The following is a 15846-nucleotide window of genomic DNA, read 5'->3' as shown; positions in this document are numbered from 1 at the left end:
GACCACCCGCCATCGCCGATCAGGCGGCGGCCTCGTCGTCACGCGTCGCACGCAGCGGCGTCACCACGGCACGTCCGCGACCGGCGCGACGACGCTCACGCAGCCCGGCGATGGCCGAGCGCAGTCCGCGACGGGTACCGGTCTGCTCGTCGATGGTGGCCCGCAGCCGGGCACCCTCGGGCAGCCCCTGCTTGAAGCGGCGCTCCGACGCGGTCTCCGGCGCGTCGTCGGCGGTCGCCTTGAGGTACTTGTCCGGCAGCGACAGCTTGGCGATGGTCCGCCACGTCTTGGCGTACTGCACCGGGAACGGACCCGAGGTGTAGGGCAGGTCGTACTTGTCGCACAGCGCGCGCACCTTCACCGCGATCTCGGCGTACCGGTTGCTCGGCAGGTCCGGGAAGATGTGATGCTCGATCTGGTACGACAGGTTGCCGCTCATGAACGCGAGAACGAAACCGGAGTCGAAGTTGGCGCTGCCCAGCATCTGGCGCAGGTACCACTCGGCCTGGGACTCGCTGTCGATGTCCTGCTTGGTGAACTTCTCCGCACCGTCGGGGAAGTGCCCGCAGAAGATGACGGCGTTACTCCACACGTTGCGGATGACGTTGCCGAGCGCGGTCGCGGTGGCCGCCTTGCGGTAGGCGTTGACGTACCCGACCTTGTGCCCGGTGGTCGCACTGACCAGCGCCGGGTAGGCGAGGTAGTCCTTGGCGACCTGCTTGCCGATCTTCGACAGCACGTCGGCGACGTCGCGCTTGTACTGTTCCCGTTCCTCCGGCGTCCGTCGCTTCTTGCCCAGCTCGAGGTGCTGCACGGCGACGCCGTACTGGAACGCCAGCGCGAGGATCGTGTTGTAGACGAGGTTGCCGTAGTTGAACGGACGCCAGCGCTGGTCGCGGGTGACGCGCAGCAGGCCGTAGCCCACGTCGTCATCCATGCCCAGCACGTTCGTGTACTTGTGATGGATGTAGTTGTGGGTGTGCTTCCAGTGCGCCGACGGGTCGGTGTTGTCCCACTCCCACGTCGAGCTGTGCACCTCGGGATCGTTCATCCAGTCCCACTGCCCGTGCATCACGTTGTGCCCGAGCTCCATGTTCTCGACGATCTTCGCCACGCCGAGCGCACCAGCGCCGGCCCACCAGAGCGACTTCTTGGTGGAGCCGAAGAGCAGTGCGCGTCCGGCGAGCTCGAGGCCACGCTGGAAGCGGATGGTGTTGCGGAGATAGCGGGCGTCACGTTCACCCCGGCTGGCCTCGACCTCCGCGCGGATCGCATCGAGCTCGGCGCCGAGTGCCTCGACGTCCGCCTCGGACAGGTGTGCGTATTCGGGGATGTCCGTGATCGCCATACGTGTGGTCCCTTCGCAGGTGGGATGGGTCTCGGTGGGGGTCGACGACGACCTCTACACCGACCGGCTCACGCCGGATCTTCCGACCCTTACGTTTCCGTAACTTACGCAAGCGTAGGTTACGGGGCGCGGGTGTGTCCAGCGGTGAGCCGCCCTGACGGCACGGTTTTTTGCGCGGGGGGTTTCGACAGGCTCAACCGGCAGGGTGGGCTCAACCGGCGGAAACCGGCGGGATCAGCTGTCCGCGGCCTCACGGTAGTCGTCGATGAACAGCTCGAAGCCGATGAGATCCTCGAAGACACCGTCGGAGCGGGCGGCGAGCTTCTGCCTGCTGACCTCGCGGAAACCGGCTGCGCGGGCGAGCTTCTTGCTGCCCTCGTTGCTGTCGGCGGCGAACAGCGTCAGCCGCCGGAAACCGAACTTCTCGAACGCGTAGCGCACGGACGCCGGAAACGCCTCTGCCAGCACGCCTTTCCCGCGCGCTTCGGGATGGGTGTAGAAGCCGGCCTCGGCGCCGGTGACCTCGTCGATGTGCAGGAGGGTGATGTCGCCCAGGTAGTCGTCGGTCTCGAGGTCGGCGACGGCCCATGTGCAGGTGACGCCCTGCGCAGCGGTCCACCACTTGCGCAGACGTTCGGCCGCCGCGTGTTCGAGCTCCAGCGGGTCGGGCCGCGCGAAGAGGTACTTGCGGGAGGTCGGGTCGTCGAGGGTCTCGCGGATGCGTGGGTCGTCGTGCTCCGCGAGGGGCCGGAGGCGGAACCGCTCGGTCTCGAAGACGTCGGTGCGCCACTCGGTCTGCGGCTCCCGTGCGTCGTCTGCTCGCAGCGAGCCGACCCACGCATCACGGATGTGGCCGCGGACCTCGACCCCGTCCGGGACCGCGGCGTCGAGCCGGAATCCGCAGGAGTGCGCGACGCGCAACGCGTCGATGTTCCCGGCGACCGTCGTCCAGCGGACGACCTCCTTGCCGGCCTCGGTGAAGGCATAGTCGACCGCGAGCAGGACGGCGCGTTTCATCACGCCCCAGCCGCGGGCGTCGGGATGGAGGTCGTAACTGAGCCTGCTGAGCGGGCCCTCCCCGGCGAGGTCGACGGTGCCGACGAACCTGCCGTCGAACTCGACGGCCCACAACATGCGGGAGCCGTCCGCCCAGGACCTGGGTGCATAGTCGAGGGCGAATCTCTCGGCGGCGGCGCGACTGTAGGGCGCCGGGACGGGTGTCCACCGCATCATGGCCGGATCGGCCGCGAGTTCGACCATGCGATCGAGATCTCGGGGCTCATGAGGCCGCAGTGTCACCCCGCCGTCGGTGAGAACGGGGACGTTTTCGGGAATCCGGACCGCGGCTTTCACCGGTCAGCCCTCGGGCCGAACGGGACGGGTCCCAGCACTGTGACCAAGCACGTTTTCGAGCGTACCGGCAATTCCCGGGGCATCGCCGGGTCATAGACGAACAGCCAGGTCAGACGTCCAGCGTGCAATCCCCGGCGGCCGCACTGACGCACGTCTGGATACGCTCACCCTCGACGTGTTCGACGCCGGACCGCAGATCTCGCACGCAGCCCTTGTCGAGCATCACCACGCAGCTCTGGCAGATGCCCATCCGGCAGCCGAACGGCATGATCGTGCCCGCGGCCTCCCCGGCCTCCAGAAGGGTGGTCGCGCCGTCGACCTCGGCGGTCTTGCCCGAGCGCTTGAACGTCACCGTGCCGCCCTGGGCACCCACCACACCGCGTTCGAGGGCGAACCGCTCGATGTGCAGCCGCTCGCCCAGGTCGGCGTCGGAGCAGAGACGATGCAGGCCGTCGAGGAACCCCGCCGGTCCACATGCCCAGGTCTGACGCTCGCGCCAGTCGGGACACAGGCTCGGCAGCGACTCCGGGGTGACCTGTCCGTCCGTGCGGGTGTACTGCACGTGCAGGTCGACGAGACCCGACGACGCCATCGCCTCGAGTTCGTCGGCGAACAGCAGGTCGGTCTCGGAGGGCGTCGAATGGATCAGCCGGATATCGGTGTTCTGCTTCCGCTGTCTGACCGTGCGCAGCATCGAGATGATCGGGGTGAGGCCACTGCCGGCGGTCGCGAACAGGATCTTCTCCGGCAGCGGGTCGGGCAGGACGAACTCGCCGCGGGGCGCGGCGAGACGGACCACGGTGCCCGGCGTCAGGCCGTTCACGAGGTGGGTCGACAGGAAACCCTCCGGCATCGCCTTGACGGTGATCGCGATGGTCTTGTCGTTCGCCGACGCGTCGGGGGTCGAGGTGAGCGAGTACGAACGCCACGTCCATCGACCGTCGATCAGCACGCCGATACCGACGTACTGGCCGGGCGCGTAGTCGAACGAGAATCCCCAGCCCGGACGGATCCGGATCGTTGCGGTGTCCTCGGTCTCCCCCCTCACCGAGATGACCTTGCCCCGCAGCTCACGGGCCGACCACAGCGGGTTGGCGAGATGCAGGTAGTCGTCGGGGAGCAACGGCGTCGTGATGCGGGTGACCGCCGCACGAACCCACTGCGCACCGCGGCTACGCGCCGCGACCCCGGCCACCGGTTCTTCGAATCGCTCGAGCAGACCCAACTCACACACCGCCTTCAACGTCTCCGAACACTCTAACCTACGCAACCGTAGGTTAGCGACATCCAGGATCTCACACGAGTTTCAGAGCAGTTCGAGGAGAAACGGCAGCTCCTGGGTGGCGTACCAGGCGAGGTCGAAGTCCTCGATGTCGCCGACGGCCAGTTCGGCGTCCAGGTCACCCATGTCGGCGGCATCGATGACGACGACAGCGGCGCGAACCTTGTCCTCCGCCTCCTTCACGTCGACGTGGACCGAGGCGACCGCCGAGAGCGGGATCGTCCCGCCGACCTTGACCACCGCATCGTCGAGATCGGGACGGAGTTTGACGTCCTCGACGTCGGCGGCGACGACCACGCGGCGCGGCGGCAGCGAAGGGGTCACGCCCGGCTTCGTCAGCGCCTCGTCGGCGGCGAGATCGCGCTCGGCCTCGGCGTCGCCGGATTCCGGCGCCTCCCCGGCCAGGAGACGCAGCGACGCCCGCGCGGCCTCGCGCATCGCGACCTCCGAGAGCTCCTCGTCGTCGCCCGCGACGAACGCCTCGCGCAGAGCCGGGGTCAACGCGAACCCGGTTCCGCCGATCGGACGGAACTCGCCATCGGAGTTGAGCTCCATCAGCATTGCCAACGTCGCCGGCAGGTAGACCCTCATTCGACCATCGCTCTCATAACGACCCCCGCTCCTGGCGGTCCGATTGCGGTACCCGCTCACCTTAGCCGCGCCCCCGACTCAGTCGGTGATCAGCAACTCCTCGAAGGACTCGGTGACGTAGTCCGCCAGCACGGGCAGGTCGGAAATGACCCCGCGGTCGGCCATGAACGAGAACTGCAGCCGGTCACCGTATTCGACGACGCTGACCGCAAGCGCCCGCTGCGAGACGAGAACCGGGATGTAGAAGATCTCGCGGACCGGCACGCCGAGCACGAACCGGTCGGCGACCGGGGAAGTGCTCATCGCCACCGGGACGTTGTACGCGCGACTGTCGAGCGACCGGAACGCGCGGGAGCTGAAGTCGGCGAAGGGCACCATACCCAGCTCCGGGAACAGCGGGCTCGGGCCCGTGCTCATCCGCCGCGACGACTGCGCATAACGCTCGGCGAGGCCCGCCACCTGGGCGAGACGCACCGTCGGATTCGACTCCCCGACAGGCAGGTCCGTCACGAAGCTCGGTTTGCCGAGGTTGATCCAGCCCGGTTCGGCCCCCGCCTCGACCTCCACCCCGGGGTCCCGCGGCGACAGCGGGATCACCACGCGGACGGTGTCGGCAGGCACCGCCGCCGGGTCGACGGACAGCATCCATCGCCGCACCACCCCCGAGATGATGGCGAGTTCCACGTCGTTGACGGTGCAGTTGTGGTGTTCGGCGATCTTGGCGCAGTCGCGCCGCGGCACCGACGCCGTGGTGAAGGTGCGGGTGGTCGTGCCCGTGTTGTTGAGTGGGCTGCGAGGAGCGGAGTCGGTGAGCTGGCCGACGACGTCACCGGCCCGACGGACGGTTCTGCCGACCACCGAGCGCACCTCGGAGACCAGACCGTTGCCATGCACCATGGTCTCGACGAGATCGCCCGGACGGGCCATCGCCTCGGCGAGTGCACCCACGACCAGGTTCGCCGATCCCGGCGGCGACCCGGGCATCCACAGTTCCTCGGGCAGCTGCTCCGGCTCGTCGGTGAGGTCGCAGATGACCTCGCTGATCTCCGGATCGCCCGAAGAGTCGATCAGGCACCGGTGCGACTTGGTCAGGATCGCGAGCCTGCCGTCGGCCAGGCCCTCGATCAGGTACATCTCCCACAGCGGCCGGGTGCGATCCAACGGCCTGGACATCACCCGGGAGATGAGCTCGGCGAGGTCCGCGGGACCACCCGGCCGCGGCAACCCCGAGCGCCGGATATGGAAGTTGATGTCGAAATCCCGGTCGTCGACCCACACCGGGCGGGCCAGTCCGAGCGTGACCTCACGGACCACCTGCCGGTACCGGGGCGCCAGCTGGAGCCGGTTCTCGACCAACGACACCAGCGACTGGTAGTCGAGCGCGGGTCGACGGGTCGCCGAAGCCGTGCCGTTCTCCCCGGGCGTCGGGTCGCCGGACTCCTTCCCCTCGCCGACACAGGGGTCCACGACCAGCAACGCCCCGAGATGCGTCGTCGACCGGGAATCGTCGAGGAAGTAGTACATCGCGTCGCGCGGCGACAAACGGTTCACCACGCCGCCGATCCTAGCCGTTCGGCTGCGTCGGGGCCGGACTCGACGGGCTCAGCAGAACTCGAGCGCCACGAGCTGCCAGCGGTATTCGACCTGGCCGAGACCGGTTCGCGGGCCGGCGCCGCCGGGCCGCGGATCGTTCCCGCGCACACGGCGCGGCTTGCGCTCCACGCGCCCGGCGAAGGCGCGGACGCGCCCACCGCTGAGGTAGGAGCCGAACACCTCGGCAGCACTGGTGTCGCACAACTGGACGTGCACGCGCTGGAGGACCGTACCGCGAGCGGGTGGACCTCCAGGGGCACCGGCGGTTTCGGCTACACGGAAGGCGTCGTGACGAACCAGCGCCGCCACCTGATCGACGATCGACGGCGACACGGAGTCACCGAGGTGCGCGATCCCTCGTCGACGGTCGATGACCTCGAACAGCAGTCGCGACGTGGCGACGGTGAACCGCCGGGCCTCCACCGCGGCGGTCAGGGTCTTGCGTGACGGTCCCGCATCGGGACGCGGCCCCGGGAACATGGCGCGTACCGACCCGGAACCGACCGCCCCGGCACCCATCGCACCGGGGCCGGCCGGCTCATACGTCGGGGCGGGCAGTACCCGAACCCGCGTCGTCCGTGTGGAGACCGGAGGAGGGGAGGTGAGTGTTTGCATGGAGATTGGACGCAGCCACTCCCCGTCGGGTTCCGCTTTCTCCCGGATTTTTTCAGCGGCGCTGCTTCTTGGCCTTCGGCGGCTTCGGACGGCTGCCCTTGGTGTTCGCCCGCGCGGCCGCGCGGCGCTCGCGCCGACTGGCCGAGTCGGCGGCACCGGCCAGTTCCTCCTCCTCGGAGTGGACGACCGTGCCACCACCCTCGTCGGGTCCGGAGAACGTCATCGGCACATCGCCGCCGGAGGCCCGGGAACCACGCAGCGCTGCGGGCACCTGCGCACCGGAGTCGGCCGCCGGCGCGGGCGCACCTGCACCGACCGCGGCACGCAGGTCGGCGGCGGTGGGCAGCGGCGCCTGCGGTGCCGGCTGCTCGGTCTGCACCTGGGCGTTGAAGAGGATGCCGAGTGCTTCCTCTTTGAGACCCTCGAGCATGCCGGTGAACATGTCGAAGCCCTCGCGCTGGTACTCGACCACCGGGTCGCGCTGCGCCATCGACCGCAGGTGGATGCCCTCGCGCAGGTAGTCCATCTCGTACAGGTGGTCGCGCCACTTGCGGTCGAGGACGCTCAGCAGGACGCTGCGCTCGAGCTGGCGCATCGCGCCCTCGCCGGCGATCTCGTCGATGGCCTTCTCGCGCTTGTCGTAGGCGGCCTTCGCATCGTTGACGAGGGTCTCGCGCAGCTCTTCGGCTGAGATGTCTTCGCGCTCACCGTATTCCGTCTCGTTGACGACCTCTTTGGGGTCGAGTTCGATCGGGTACAGGGTGCGCAGCGCGGTCCACAGCTCGTCGAGATCCCAGTCCTCGGCGTAGCCCTCTGCGGTCGCGCCCTCGACGTAGGCGCTGACCACGTCGTCGATCATCTGCTTGACCTGCTCGTGGTGATCCTCGCCCTCGAGGATCTGGCGGCGCTCGGCGTAGATGATCTTGCGCTGCTCGTTCATGACCTCGTCGTACTTGAGGACGTTCTTGCGCATCTCGAAGTTCTGCTGCTCGACCTGGGTCTGAGCGCTACGGATGGCCTTGGTGACCATCTTGGCCTCGATCGGCACGTCGTCGGGCAGGCGACTCATGATCGCCTCGAGCGCACCGCCGTTGAAGCGGCGCATCAGTTCGTCGGCGACGGACAGGTAGAACCGCGACTCACCCGGATCGCCCTGACGACCCGAACGGCCGCGCAGCTGGTTGTCGATACGGCGGGACTCGTGGCGCTCGGTGCCGAGCACGTACAGGCCACCGGCCTTGCGCACGGCCTCGGCCTCCTCGGCGGCCTCGGTGCGCGCGACCTCGATGGCCTCGTCCCACGCGGCCTCGTACTCGTCCGGGGTGTTCACCGGGTCGAGTCCGGCCTTGCGCAGGCGGGTGTCGGCAATGATGTCCGGGTTGCCGCCGAGCACCACGTCGGTACCTCGGCCGGCCATGTTGGTGGCCACCGTGACCGCCCCGAGGCGGCCCGCCTCGGCGATGATCTGGGCTTCCTGCTCGTGGAACTTGGCGTTCAGGACGCTGTGCGGGATCTCGCGCTTCTTCAGCTGACGAGACAGGTACTCCGAACGCTCGACGCTGGTGGTACCGATCAGCACCGGCTGGCCGATCTCGTGACGCTCGACGATGTCGTCGACGACCGCGGCGAACTTCGCCTCTTCCGTCTTGTAGATCAGGTCGCCCTGGTCCTTGCGGACCATCGGCCGGTTGGTCGGGATCGGCAGCACACCGAGCTTGTAGATCTGGTCGAACTCGGCGGCCTCGGTCTCGGCGGTACCGGTCATGCCCGACAACTTGTCGTACAGGCGGAAGTAGTTCTGCAGGGTGATCGTGGCGAGAGTCTGGTTCTCGGCCTTGATCTCCACGCCTTCCTTGGCCTCGATCGCCTGATGCAGGCCCTCGTTGAAGCGTCGGCCGTCGAGCACACGACCGGTGAACTCGTCGACGATCAGGACGTCTCCGTTGCGGACGATGTAGTCCTTGTCGCGCTGGAAGAGCTCCTTGACCTTGATCGCGTTGTTCAGGTAGCTGACCAGGGGCGAGTTGGCCGCCTCGTACAGGTTGTCGATGCCGAGGCGGTCCTCGACGAACTCGACGCCGGCCTCGTGCACGCCGATCGTCTTCTTCTTGATGTCGACCTCGTAGTGGACATCCTTCTCGAGCAGCGGCGCGATACGCGCGAACTCGGTGTACCACTTGCTCGACCCTTCGGCGGGGCCGGAGATGATCAGCGGGGTGCGGGCCTCGTCGATGAGGATCGAGTCGACCTCGTCGACGATCGCGTAGGCGTGGCCGCGCTGGACGAGGTCGGCGAGCGAGTGCGCCATGTTGTCGCGCAGGTAGTCGAAGCCGAACTCGTTGTTGGTGCCGTAGGTGATGTCGGCGGCGTAGGCCTCGCGGCGCGCGGCCGAGGACATCCCGGTGAGGATCACTGCGGTCTCGAGGCCGAGGAAGCGGTGGACGCGTCCCATCCACTCCGAGTCACGCTTGGCGAGGTAGTCGTTGACGGTGACGACGTGGACGCCCTCGTCGGACAGCGCGTTGAGGTACGCCGGGAGCACACAGGTGAGGGTCTTGCCCTCACCGGTCTTCATCTCGGCGATGTTGCCGTAGTGCAGCGCCGCGCCACCCATGATCTGGACGTGGAAGTGCTTCTGGTCGAGCACGCGCCAGGCCGCCTCGCGGGCCGTCGCGAAGGCCTCGGGCAGCAGTTCGTCGAGCGTCGCACCATCGGCGATACGTTTCTTGAACTCGTCTGTCTTGGCTCGCAGTTCGGCGTCGGAGAGCGCCTCGAACTCGTCGGACAGCGCCTCGACGTGCGACGCGATAGCGTCGAGTCGCTTGACCATGCGGCCTTCGCCGACACGCAACAGCTTGTTCAGCACCGTGGATCGAGTCCCTCACCTGTAGAAAACACACGGAATCCGGCCCGTGCGAACGCACAGACCGGATCCCATGGTAGCGAGGTGAGCTGAGCAGACCCTGATCGACCGGCACGTAACCGAGACGACTTCATCGTTCGGATTCGTCCGCGGCCGTCCGGAACCGCTCAGCCCGTGTTCATGTCAGGCGGATGAGGCCGTAGTCGAAGGCATGCCTGCGGTAGACCACCGACGGCTTGTCGCTCTCCTTGTCGTGGAACAGGAAGAAGTCGTGCCCGACGAGTTCCATCTCGTAGAGCGCGTCGTCGACGGTCATCGGTACCGCGGTGTGCTCCTTGACGCGGACGATCTGACCTGGGATGTACTCGTCGACACCGTCGTCCCACTCCCCGCGTTCGGTGGCCTCGAGCATGCCGGGGTCGCCGACATGCCCCTCCACGGTCAACTGGTTGTCGCGCAGCAGCGGCGCTCCGACCTCGGTGGCCTCGGCCACCGACTGTGGGCGCCGGTTGCCGTAGTGCACGCGCCGACGGTCCTTCACTCGCCGCAGCCGCGACTCGACCTTGTCGAGTGCGTGCTCCAGGGCGGCGTAGAAGTTCTCACCGCAGGCCTGCGCACGGACGATCGGCCCCTTACCCGTCGCGGTGATCTCCACCTGCTGACAGACCTTGGACTGTCTCCGGTTGCGTTCGTGGTTCAGCTCGACGTCGAATCGGTAGATCGTCGGATCGAAACGCTCGAGGCGGGCGAGCTTGTCGCCGACGTAGATGCGGTAATGGTCGGGTATCTCGACGTTCCGGCCGCTGAACACGACCTTGGCGATGGGCTCGGCGGGTTCGTCGGCGTCCACCGTTCCGGGTGGGCGGACGAACGCGAACTCCTGGTCGTCGGAGTCGTTCTGGGCGGGTTGGTGGTCGGGCTCGAGGCCCTCCTCCACGGTCGGCCTGGGGTCTGCGATTTTCGGTTCGCGCTGGCCTTTGCGATGGATGACTGTGGACATTCAACTACCTCCTGAATTGTTCCCGGCGGCGGTGGGGTCATCGTGATCTGTTGTCGCACTGATAATTTGGCCGACGCCGAGGATTTGTCCATGCCAGCTGACAGCTGACACTCATCGACAGGGGCATCACCTCCCGAAAATCGGTCGTGTCCGGCGCGGGGACTCAACTGTCCTCCCGGCAACCCGATGTACCCAAGACCGTAGTCGCAAGTTCGGGTATCGGCCACGTTTTGCCCCGCCGCGTCGGGTATCCCGGGACAAGTCGGGACCGAGGGCCCGCGCGCGGTGATCCCAAGGACTCGGACAACTCACCGAACAGGGCGGATCTCTCCACAGGCTCCGCCGGCCACACCTGGCGTGCGGCGCCCGGGTCTACGGTCGGGACATGGTCTGGGGTCAGGTGCCGGCCGCGGCGGCGGATCTGGTCTTCCCGGTGGTCTGCGGCGGGTGCGCACGGCCCGGGACTCCGTGGTGTGCCCGCTGCGAGACCGCCTGGCACGACGCTCCGGTCGCCGCCCGCCCGCGCATCTCACCGGGTGTGCCGGTGTGGGCCCTCGGTCGTTACCGGGGTCCCCACCGGAACGGGATCATCGCCGTCAAGGAACACGACCGCCGTGATCTGATCCCGCCGCTGGGCGCCGCACTCGCCCACGCCGTGCGGGTGCTGGCCGGGTGGGGCGAGCTACCCGACGCCGACCGACTGGCGTTGATCCCCGCGCCCACCCGCCGGCTGAGCGCACGACGCCGCGGCGGCGATCGGGTCGCCGCGATCGCCGAACACGCCGCACCACTCCTGGGTTCCCGTGTGACCGTCGCACCGCTGCTGATGACCGCGGCGACCGCCCGCGACTCCGCCGGACTCGACGCCCGGGCACGTGCTCGCAACCTCGCGGGGGCGGTCCGTCTCCGCGGCGGTGCGCGTCCACCGCACGGTGCCGCGGCGCTCCTGGTCGACGACGTGCTGACCACCGGGGCCACTGCAGCCGAGTCGGTCCGCGTTCTGCACGCCGCCGGGATCGGGGTCGCGGCGGTCGTCGTCCTGGCCGCCGCCTAGGAAGATCCCGCCCCGGCGATCAGGGCAGAACCGGGATCGCCCCGGCGATCATGGCGGGTTCGACCTCGGTCCAGTACTGGTCGGGCTGCCCGTTGTTGCTGCCGAGGCGCAGCACGCCGCGCTGATCCCCGACGTAGATGGTCGAGGCATTCGCCACCACGGCCCGCACCGGTGGGGACACGTTCCCGCTGAGCAGGCCGACCGCCGGGGTGCCGTTGATCGACAGCTGCACCACCGGGGACTCCGGCGCCTCCCGGGCGACGACCAGAGTCGTCGGTGACGCCCAGTCCAAGGACACCGCACGGTTGCCGATGTTGTAGGCCGCGATCCGCGGGCTGGTCAACGACACCTGCCCCTCGGCGTTCGTCGACAGCACGGCGAACACGATCTGCCCGCCTACGACGAGGGCAACCCGGACACCGTCCGGAGCCACCTGCATCTCGGTGATCGCGCCGCGCGCCACCCTCGGGATCGAGGATGCCTCGACCGGGACGGTCTGGGTGCCGTCGTCGTCGCGCTGCCACTGCACCGGCTTCCCGTCGACGGCCACCCACACAGCGTTCTCGTCGGCGCCGAAGGAGGGACGGGTGATGGACACCCCGCTGACGATCGGCCCGACGTCGCCGCCGTAGTCGCCGATCACGCACTCGAGCCGGCGGTCTCCAGCCGTCCGCACCGCGGCGACCCGCGCGCCGTTGTCGGAGATCGTCGCCGCCCGCACGTCGCGAGACGAACCGAGAGGTCCGCGCACCGGCACGGTCGCGGTGTCGGTCACCGCGCGCAATGCGCCGCCGGTGACGACGTTCAGGCCGACGTCGGTGGACGGCACCGCGTTCGGATCGAAGGAGCGGAGGTCGGCGGGTTGCCATCCCGAGGCGCGTTCGGCGGCGAGGGGCGCACCGTCGGCGTCGATCACGTACGGCCCGGAGATGTCGGCGTCGTCGAGGGTCCAGACGATCTGCGCGGCCAGCACCGTCCGATCCCGGCTCGACGCGTTGCCGATGCCGTAGAGGTCGACACGTACCCCGCCGCCGGCGAGGCCGACAACCGGCCCGCGCAGTGTCGAACCGCTCGGGAAGCCGCTGTCCACGGCCGCGGACAGGTCGGCGGCGGGTCCGGCGATGAGCCGGTTGACCAGCACCGTCGGATCGGTCGCCTGTCCTGCGTAGAACCAGCGCGGGTCCGGGACGAGTCGCCGGCCGGTGCGGTCGGAGAAGTAGAGCGAGACCGGACGGTAGGTGTTGTCGAACTGGTCGCGGTCGATCATCGCCCCGTTGGGCAGCGGCCCGTCGATGCGCCACTGGTCTCCCTGGCGGGTCAGGCTGATGCTGGTCTCGACCCGTCCCGACGCCGGCAGCAACTGCCCGTCGGATTTGAGCGTCCCGACGTTGTCGCCGGTCAGCCGCATGCGCACGGAGTCCTCGTTGCGTTGATCGACGAAGATGCTGATCTCGTCGAGGATCAGTGCGTCGCCGCGATCGTCCCACTGTTGCGAGGCCACCGGGGTCAGGAACGCGCGGGCGGCGTCGTGGCCGGAGTCGGGATCGACCGTGGACTTGAGGAACGCCCGGACGAGGGCCTCCGGGTCCATGTCGGCCTGGGGCACCGGGGCCGCGTTGGTGGCGCCCTCGCGCTGGAAGGACTTGATGGGCTGCGGGGACGAGTTGTTCGGGATCGACCCGCACGCCGACACCACGACCATCGCCACGGTCGCCGTGGCGACGGCGATCAGGAACCCCAGAACACTCCGCCGTGGGTGTTCCGGACGACGTACGACGCTCATTCGGTACCAGCCTCCACGCCTGGTGTGCGGCCAGCCGCCTTGGCTGCGGCCCGGGGTGCCGAGCCGACGGACTTCAGCGGCAGGGGCGAACCGAGCACCTTGTGGCCGCGGACGAGGGGCAGCGTCAGCCGGAAGCAGGCGCCCTTGCCGGGCTCGCCCCACGCCTCGAGTCTGCCCTGATGCAGGCGGGCGTCCTCGATGCTGATGGCCAGTCCGAGACCGGTGCCGCCGGAGCGCCGGAACCGCGACGGGTCCGAACGCCAGAACCGGTTGAACACCAGCTTCTCCTCACCCGGCCGCAGCCCGATGCCCTGGTCGCGGACCGTGATGGCGACGGCGTCGCCGTCGGACCGCATCGTGAGTGTCACCGGTTTCCGCTCGCCGTGGTCGATCGCGTTGGCGAGCAGGTTCCGCAGGATTCGCTCGACGCGGCGCGGATCGATCTCGGCGAGCACCGGTTCGGCGGGCAGGTCGAGGACGAGCTCGGTCCCGGTCTCCTCTGCCAGGTGCCGGACGGTGGCCAGCGCGCCGTCGATCGGGATGGCCATGTCCATCCGTTCCGCCGCCAGCTCGGCCATCCCGGCGTCGTGGCGGGAGATCTCCAGCAGCTCGTTGAGCAGCGTTTCGAACCGGTCGAGTTCCTTGTCCAGCAGCTCGACCGAACGCTTCCGTACCGGGTCGAGTTCGTCGCGGCCCTCGTAGAGCACGTCGGACGCCATCCGCACGGTGGTCAGTGGTGTCCGCAGCTCGTGGCTGACGTCGGAGGTGAACTGGCGCTGCAGGCCTCCGAACTCCTCGAGGTGGGTGATCTGCTTCGACAGGCTCTCGGCCATGTCGTTGAACGACATCGCAAGACGGGCCATGTCGTCCTCGCCGCGAACGGGCATGCGCTCCTTGAGACGGCCGTCGGCGAACCGGACGGCGATCCGGGAGGCGGACCGCACCGGGATGACGACCTGCCGGGAGACCAGCCAGGCGATGGCCGCGAGCAGACCCAGCAGGACGATGCTGCCGGTCAGCAGGGTGCCGCGGACGAGGTCGACGGTGTTCTGTTCCGCGGTCAGCGGGAACACCAGATACAGCTCGAGCCCAGGCACCGAGGCGTTGGTGGGGGTACCCACGATCAGGGCCGGCGCCTGTCCGCCGGAACCGTCGGGCACCTGGGTGTACTGGTAGGCCACCTGGCCGCCGCGGACCATGTCCCGCAGGTTCGACGGCACCTCGGCGGTCGGGCCGACACCGCTGGCAGCACTGCTCTCGGACGCGCCGGGGACGAGCAGCACGGTGTCGAAGGCGCCGACCGTGCCGGACGCCTGCCCGGTGTCTGCATCACGGTCGGTGAGCAGCGATCGCGTCTGACGCAGCCGGTTCTGCACCGACATGTTGCCGGCGCCGCTGGACAGGTCGCGTTCCACCGAGATACGGGCACGGTCGATCTCCTCGGTGGCCGCGGCCAGCTTCACGTCGAGAAGGCGGTCGGTGATCTGGGAGACCAGCACGAAACCGAGAATGAGCAGCACGACGACCGACAGCAACAACGTCGACGCCACGACCCGTAGCTGCAACGAGCGCCGCCAGATGTGCCCGAAGGCACGTCCGACAGCGCCGGCAGCGCGGGTGAAACGCCCGAAAGTGCTGTTGACCCGTCGTCGAGATCGACCGATCACGGCGGGCCGGCCTTGTAGCCGACCCCCCTCACAGTCAGGACGACCTCAGGGTTCTCCGGGTCGGTTTCGACCTTCGCGCGCAGACGCTGGACATGCACGTTCACGAGTCTAGTGTCCGCCGGATGACGGTAGCCCCACACCTGCTCGAGGAGCACGTCGCGGGTGAAGACCTGCCGCGGCTTGCGAGCGAGCGCGACCAGCAGGTCGAACTCGAGCGGGGTCAGCGAGATCGGCACACCGTCGCGGGTGACCTTGTGCGCGGGCACGTCGATCTCCACCGGGCCGATCGACAGCAGCTCGGCCGGTTCCTCGTCGGTGCGGCGCAGGCGGGCGCGCACACGGGCGACGAGCTCCTTCGGCTTGAACGGCTTGACCATGTAGTCGTCGGCGCCGGATTCGAGACCCAGCACGACGTCGACGGTGTCTGACTTCGCGGTCAGCATGACGATCGGGACGCCGGAGTCGGCACGCAGCACACGGCACACGTCGATGCCGTTCATGCCCGGGAGCATGAGGTCGAGCAGCACCAGGTCGGGGCGGATCTCCCGCACCGCGGTGAGTGCCTGGGTACCGTCACCGACCACGAAGGGTTCGAAACCCTCGCCGCGCAACACGATCGTCAGCATCTCGGCGAGAGCGGCGTCGTCGTCGACGACGAGGATGCGAGGCTTCATGTGTCCAATGGTGACACCATCGT

General features: G+C 68.5%; 12 protein-coding genes. 1 reads left to right on the top strand and 11 read right to left on the bottom strand.

Annotated features, from left to right (window positions below; translation table 11 throughout):
• Positions 1-19: 19 nt before the first annotated feature.
• The 8 genes from C5O27_RS09645 to hpf form a co-directional block, all read right to left on the bottom strand.
• Entirely contained in the window at positions 20-1348 is a 1329-nt protein-coding gene (locus C5O27_RS09645) for a fatty acid desaturase family protein (protein ID WP_006360146.1), read from the bottom strand.
• Positions 1349-1582: 234 nt separating this feature from the next.
• Positions 1583-2701, bottom strand: coding sequence for a GNAT family N-acetyltransferase (locus C5O27_RS09640; protein WP_006360147.1), 1119 nt, complete (start codon positions 2699-2701; stop codon positions 1583-1585).
• A 109-nt stretch (positions 2702-2810) separates the two neighbouring features.
• On the bottom strand, positions 2811-3926 hold the full coding sequence (locus C5O27_RS09635; RefSeq protein WP_127963809.1) for a ferredoxin reductase: 1116 nt from the start codon (positions 3924-3926) through the stop codon (positions 2811-2813).
• Positions 3927-4007: 81 nt separating this feature from the next.
• Positions 4008-4574, bottom strand: coding sequence for a DUF6912 family protein (locus tag C5O27_RS09630; RefSeq protein WP_006360149.1), 567 nt, complete (start codon positions 4572-4574; stop codon positions 4008-4010).
• A gap of 78 nt (positions 4575-4652) precedes the next feature.
• Entirely contained in the window at positions 4653-6128 is a 1476-nt protein-coding gene (locus C5O27_RS09625) for a wax ester/triacylglycerol synthase domain-containing protein (RefSeq protein WP_127962591.1), read from the bottom strand.
• A gap of 48 nt (positions 6129-6176) precedes the next feature.
• A complete protein-coding gene (locus C5O27_RS09620) occupies positions 6177-6782 on the bottom strand; it encodes an Rv3235 family protein (protein WP_127962590.1) in 606 nt (201 codons plus the stop codon).
• A 52-nt stretch (positions 6783-6834) separates the two neighbouring features.
• Entirely contained in the window at positions 6835-9648 is a 2814-nt protein-coding gene (gene secA, locus C5O27_RS09615) for a preprotein translocase subunit SecA (protein WP_127962589.1), read from the bottom strand.
• Positions 9649-9823: 175 nt separating this feature from the next.
• Positions 9824-10645, bottom strand: coding sequence for a ribosome hibernation-promoting factor, HPF/YfiA family (gene hpf, locus C5O27_RS09610; protein WP_006360153.1), 822 nt, complete (start codon positions 10643-10645; stop codon positions 9824-9826).
• Positions 10646-11030: 385 nt separating this feature from the next.
• Between hpf and C5O27_RS09605 the strand changes: the two genes are divergently transcribed.
• Positions 11031-11699 (top strand): ComF family protein, encoded by a 669-nt coding sequence (locus C5O27_RS09605; protein WP_006360154.1) that lies wholly within the window; start codon positions 11031-11033, stop codon positions 11697-11699.
• 19 nt (positions 11700-11718) lie between these two features.
• Here C5O27_RS09605 and lpqB read toward each other — a convergent pair whose 3' ends face one another.
• The 3 genes from lpqB to mtrA are packed head-to-tail and all read right to left on the bottom strand — an operon-like array spanning position 11719 to position 15823.
• Positions 11719-13482 carry an MtrAB system accessory lipoprotein LpqB gene (gene lpqB, locus C5O27_RS09600; RefSeq protein WP_127962588.1) on the bottom strand — a complete coding sequence of 588 codons (1764 nt, stop codon included), beginning with the start codon at positions 13480-13482 and terminating at the stop codon, positions 11719-11721.
• The gene (mtrB, locus tag C5O27_RS09595; RefSeq protein WP_035755046.1) at positions 13479-15149 is read right to left on the bottom strand and encodes an MtrAB system histidine kinase MtrB; all 1671 of its coding nucleotides are present in this window, start codon (positions 15147-15149) and stop codon (positions 13479-13481) included. Before mtrB ends, lpqB begins: the two co-directional genes overlap by 4 nt.
• Positions 15146-15823, bottom strand: coding sequence for an MtrAB system response regulator MtrA (mtrA, locus tag C5O27_RS09590; RefSeq protein ID WP_004023513.1), 678 nt, complete (start codon positions 15821-15823; stop codon positions 15146-15148). The genes mtrB and mtrA overlap by 4 nt, the downstream gene beginning before the upstream one ends.
• Positions 15824-15846 lie beyond the last annotated feature (23 nt).

The sequence above is a fragment of the Gordonia alkanivorans genome (genome assembly GCF_004011905.1).
Lineage (GTDB): Bacteria > Actinomycetota > Actinomycetes > Mycobacteriales > Mycobacteriaceae > Gordonia > Gordonia alkanivorans.
The sequence above is the reverse complement of the archived record's forward strand: the minus strand, read 5'-3'. Positions and strand labels throughout refer to the sequence as shown.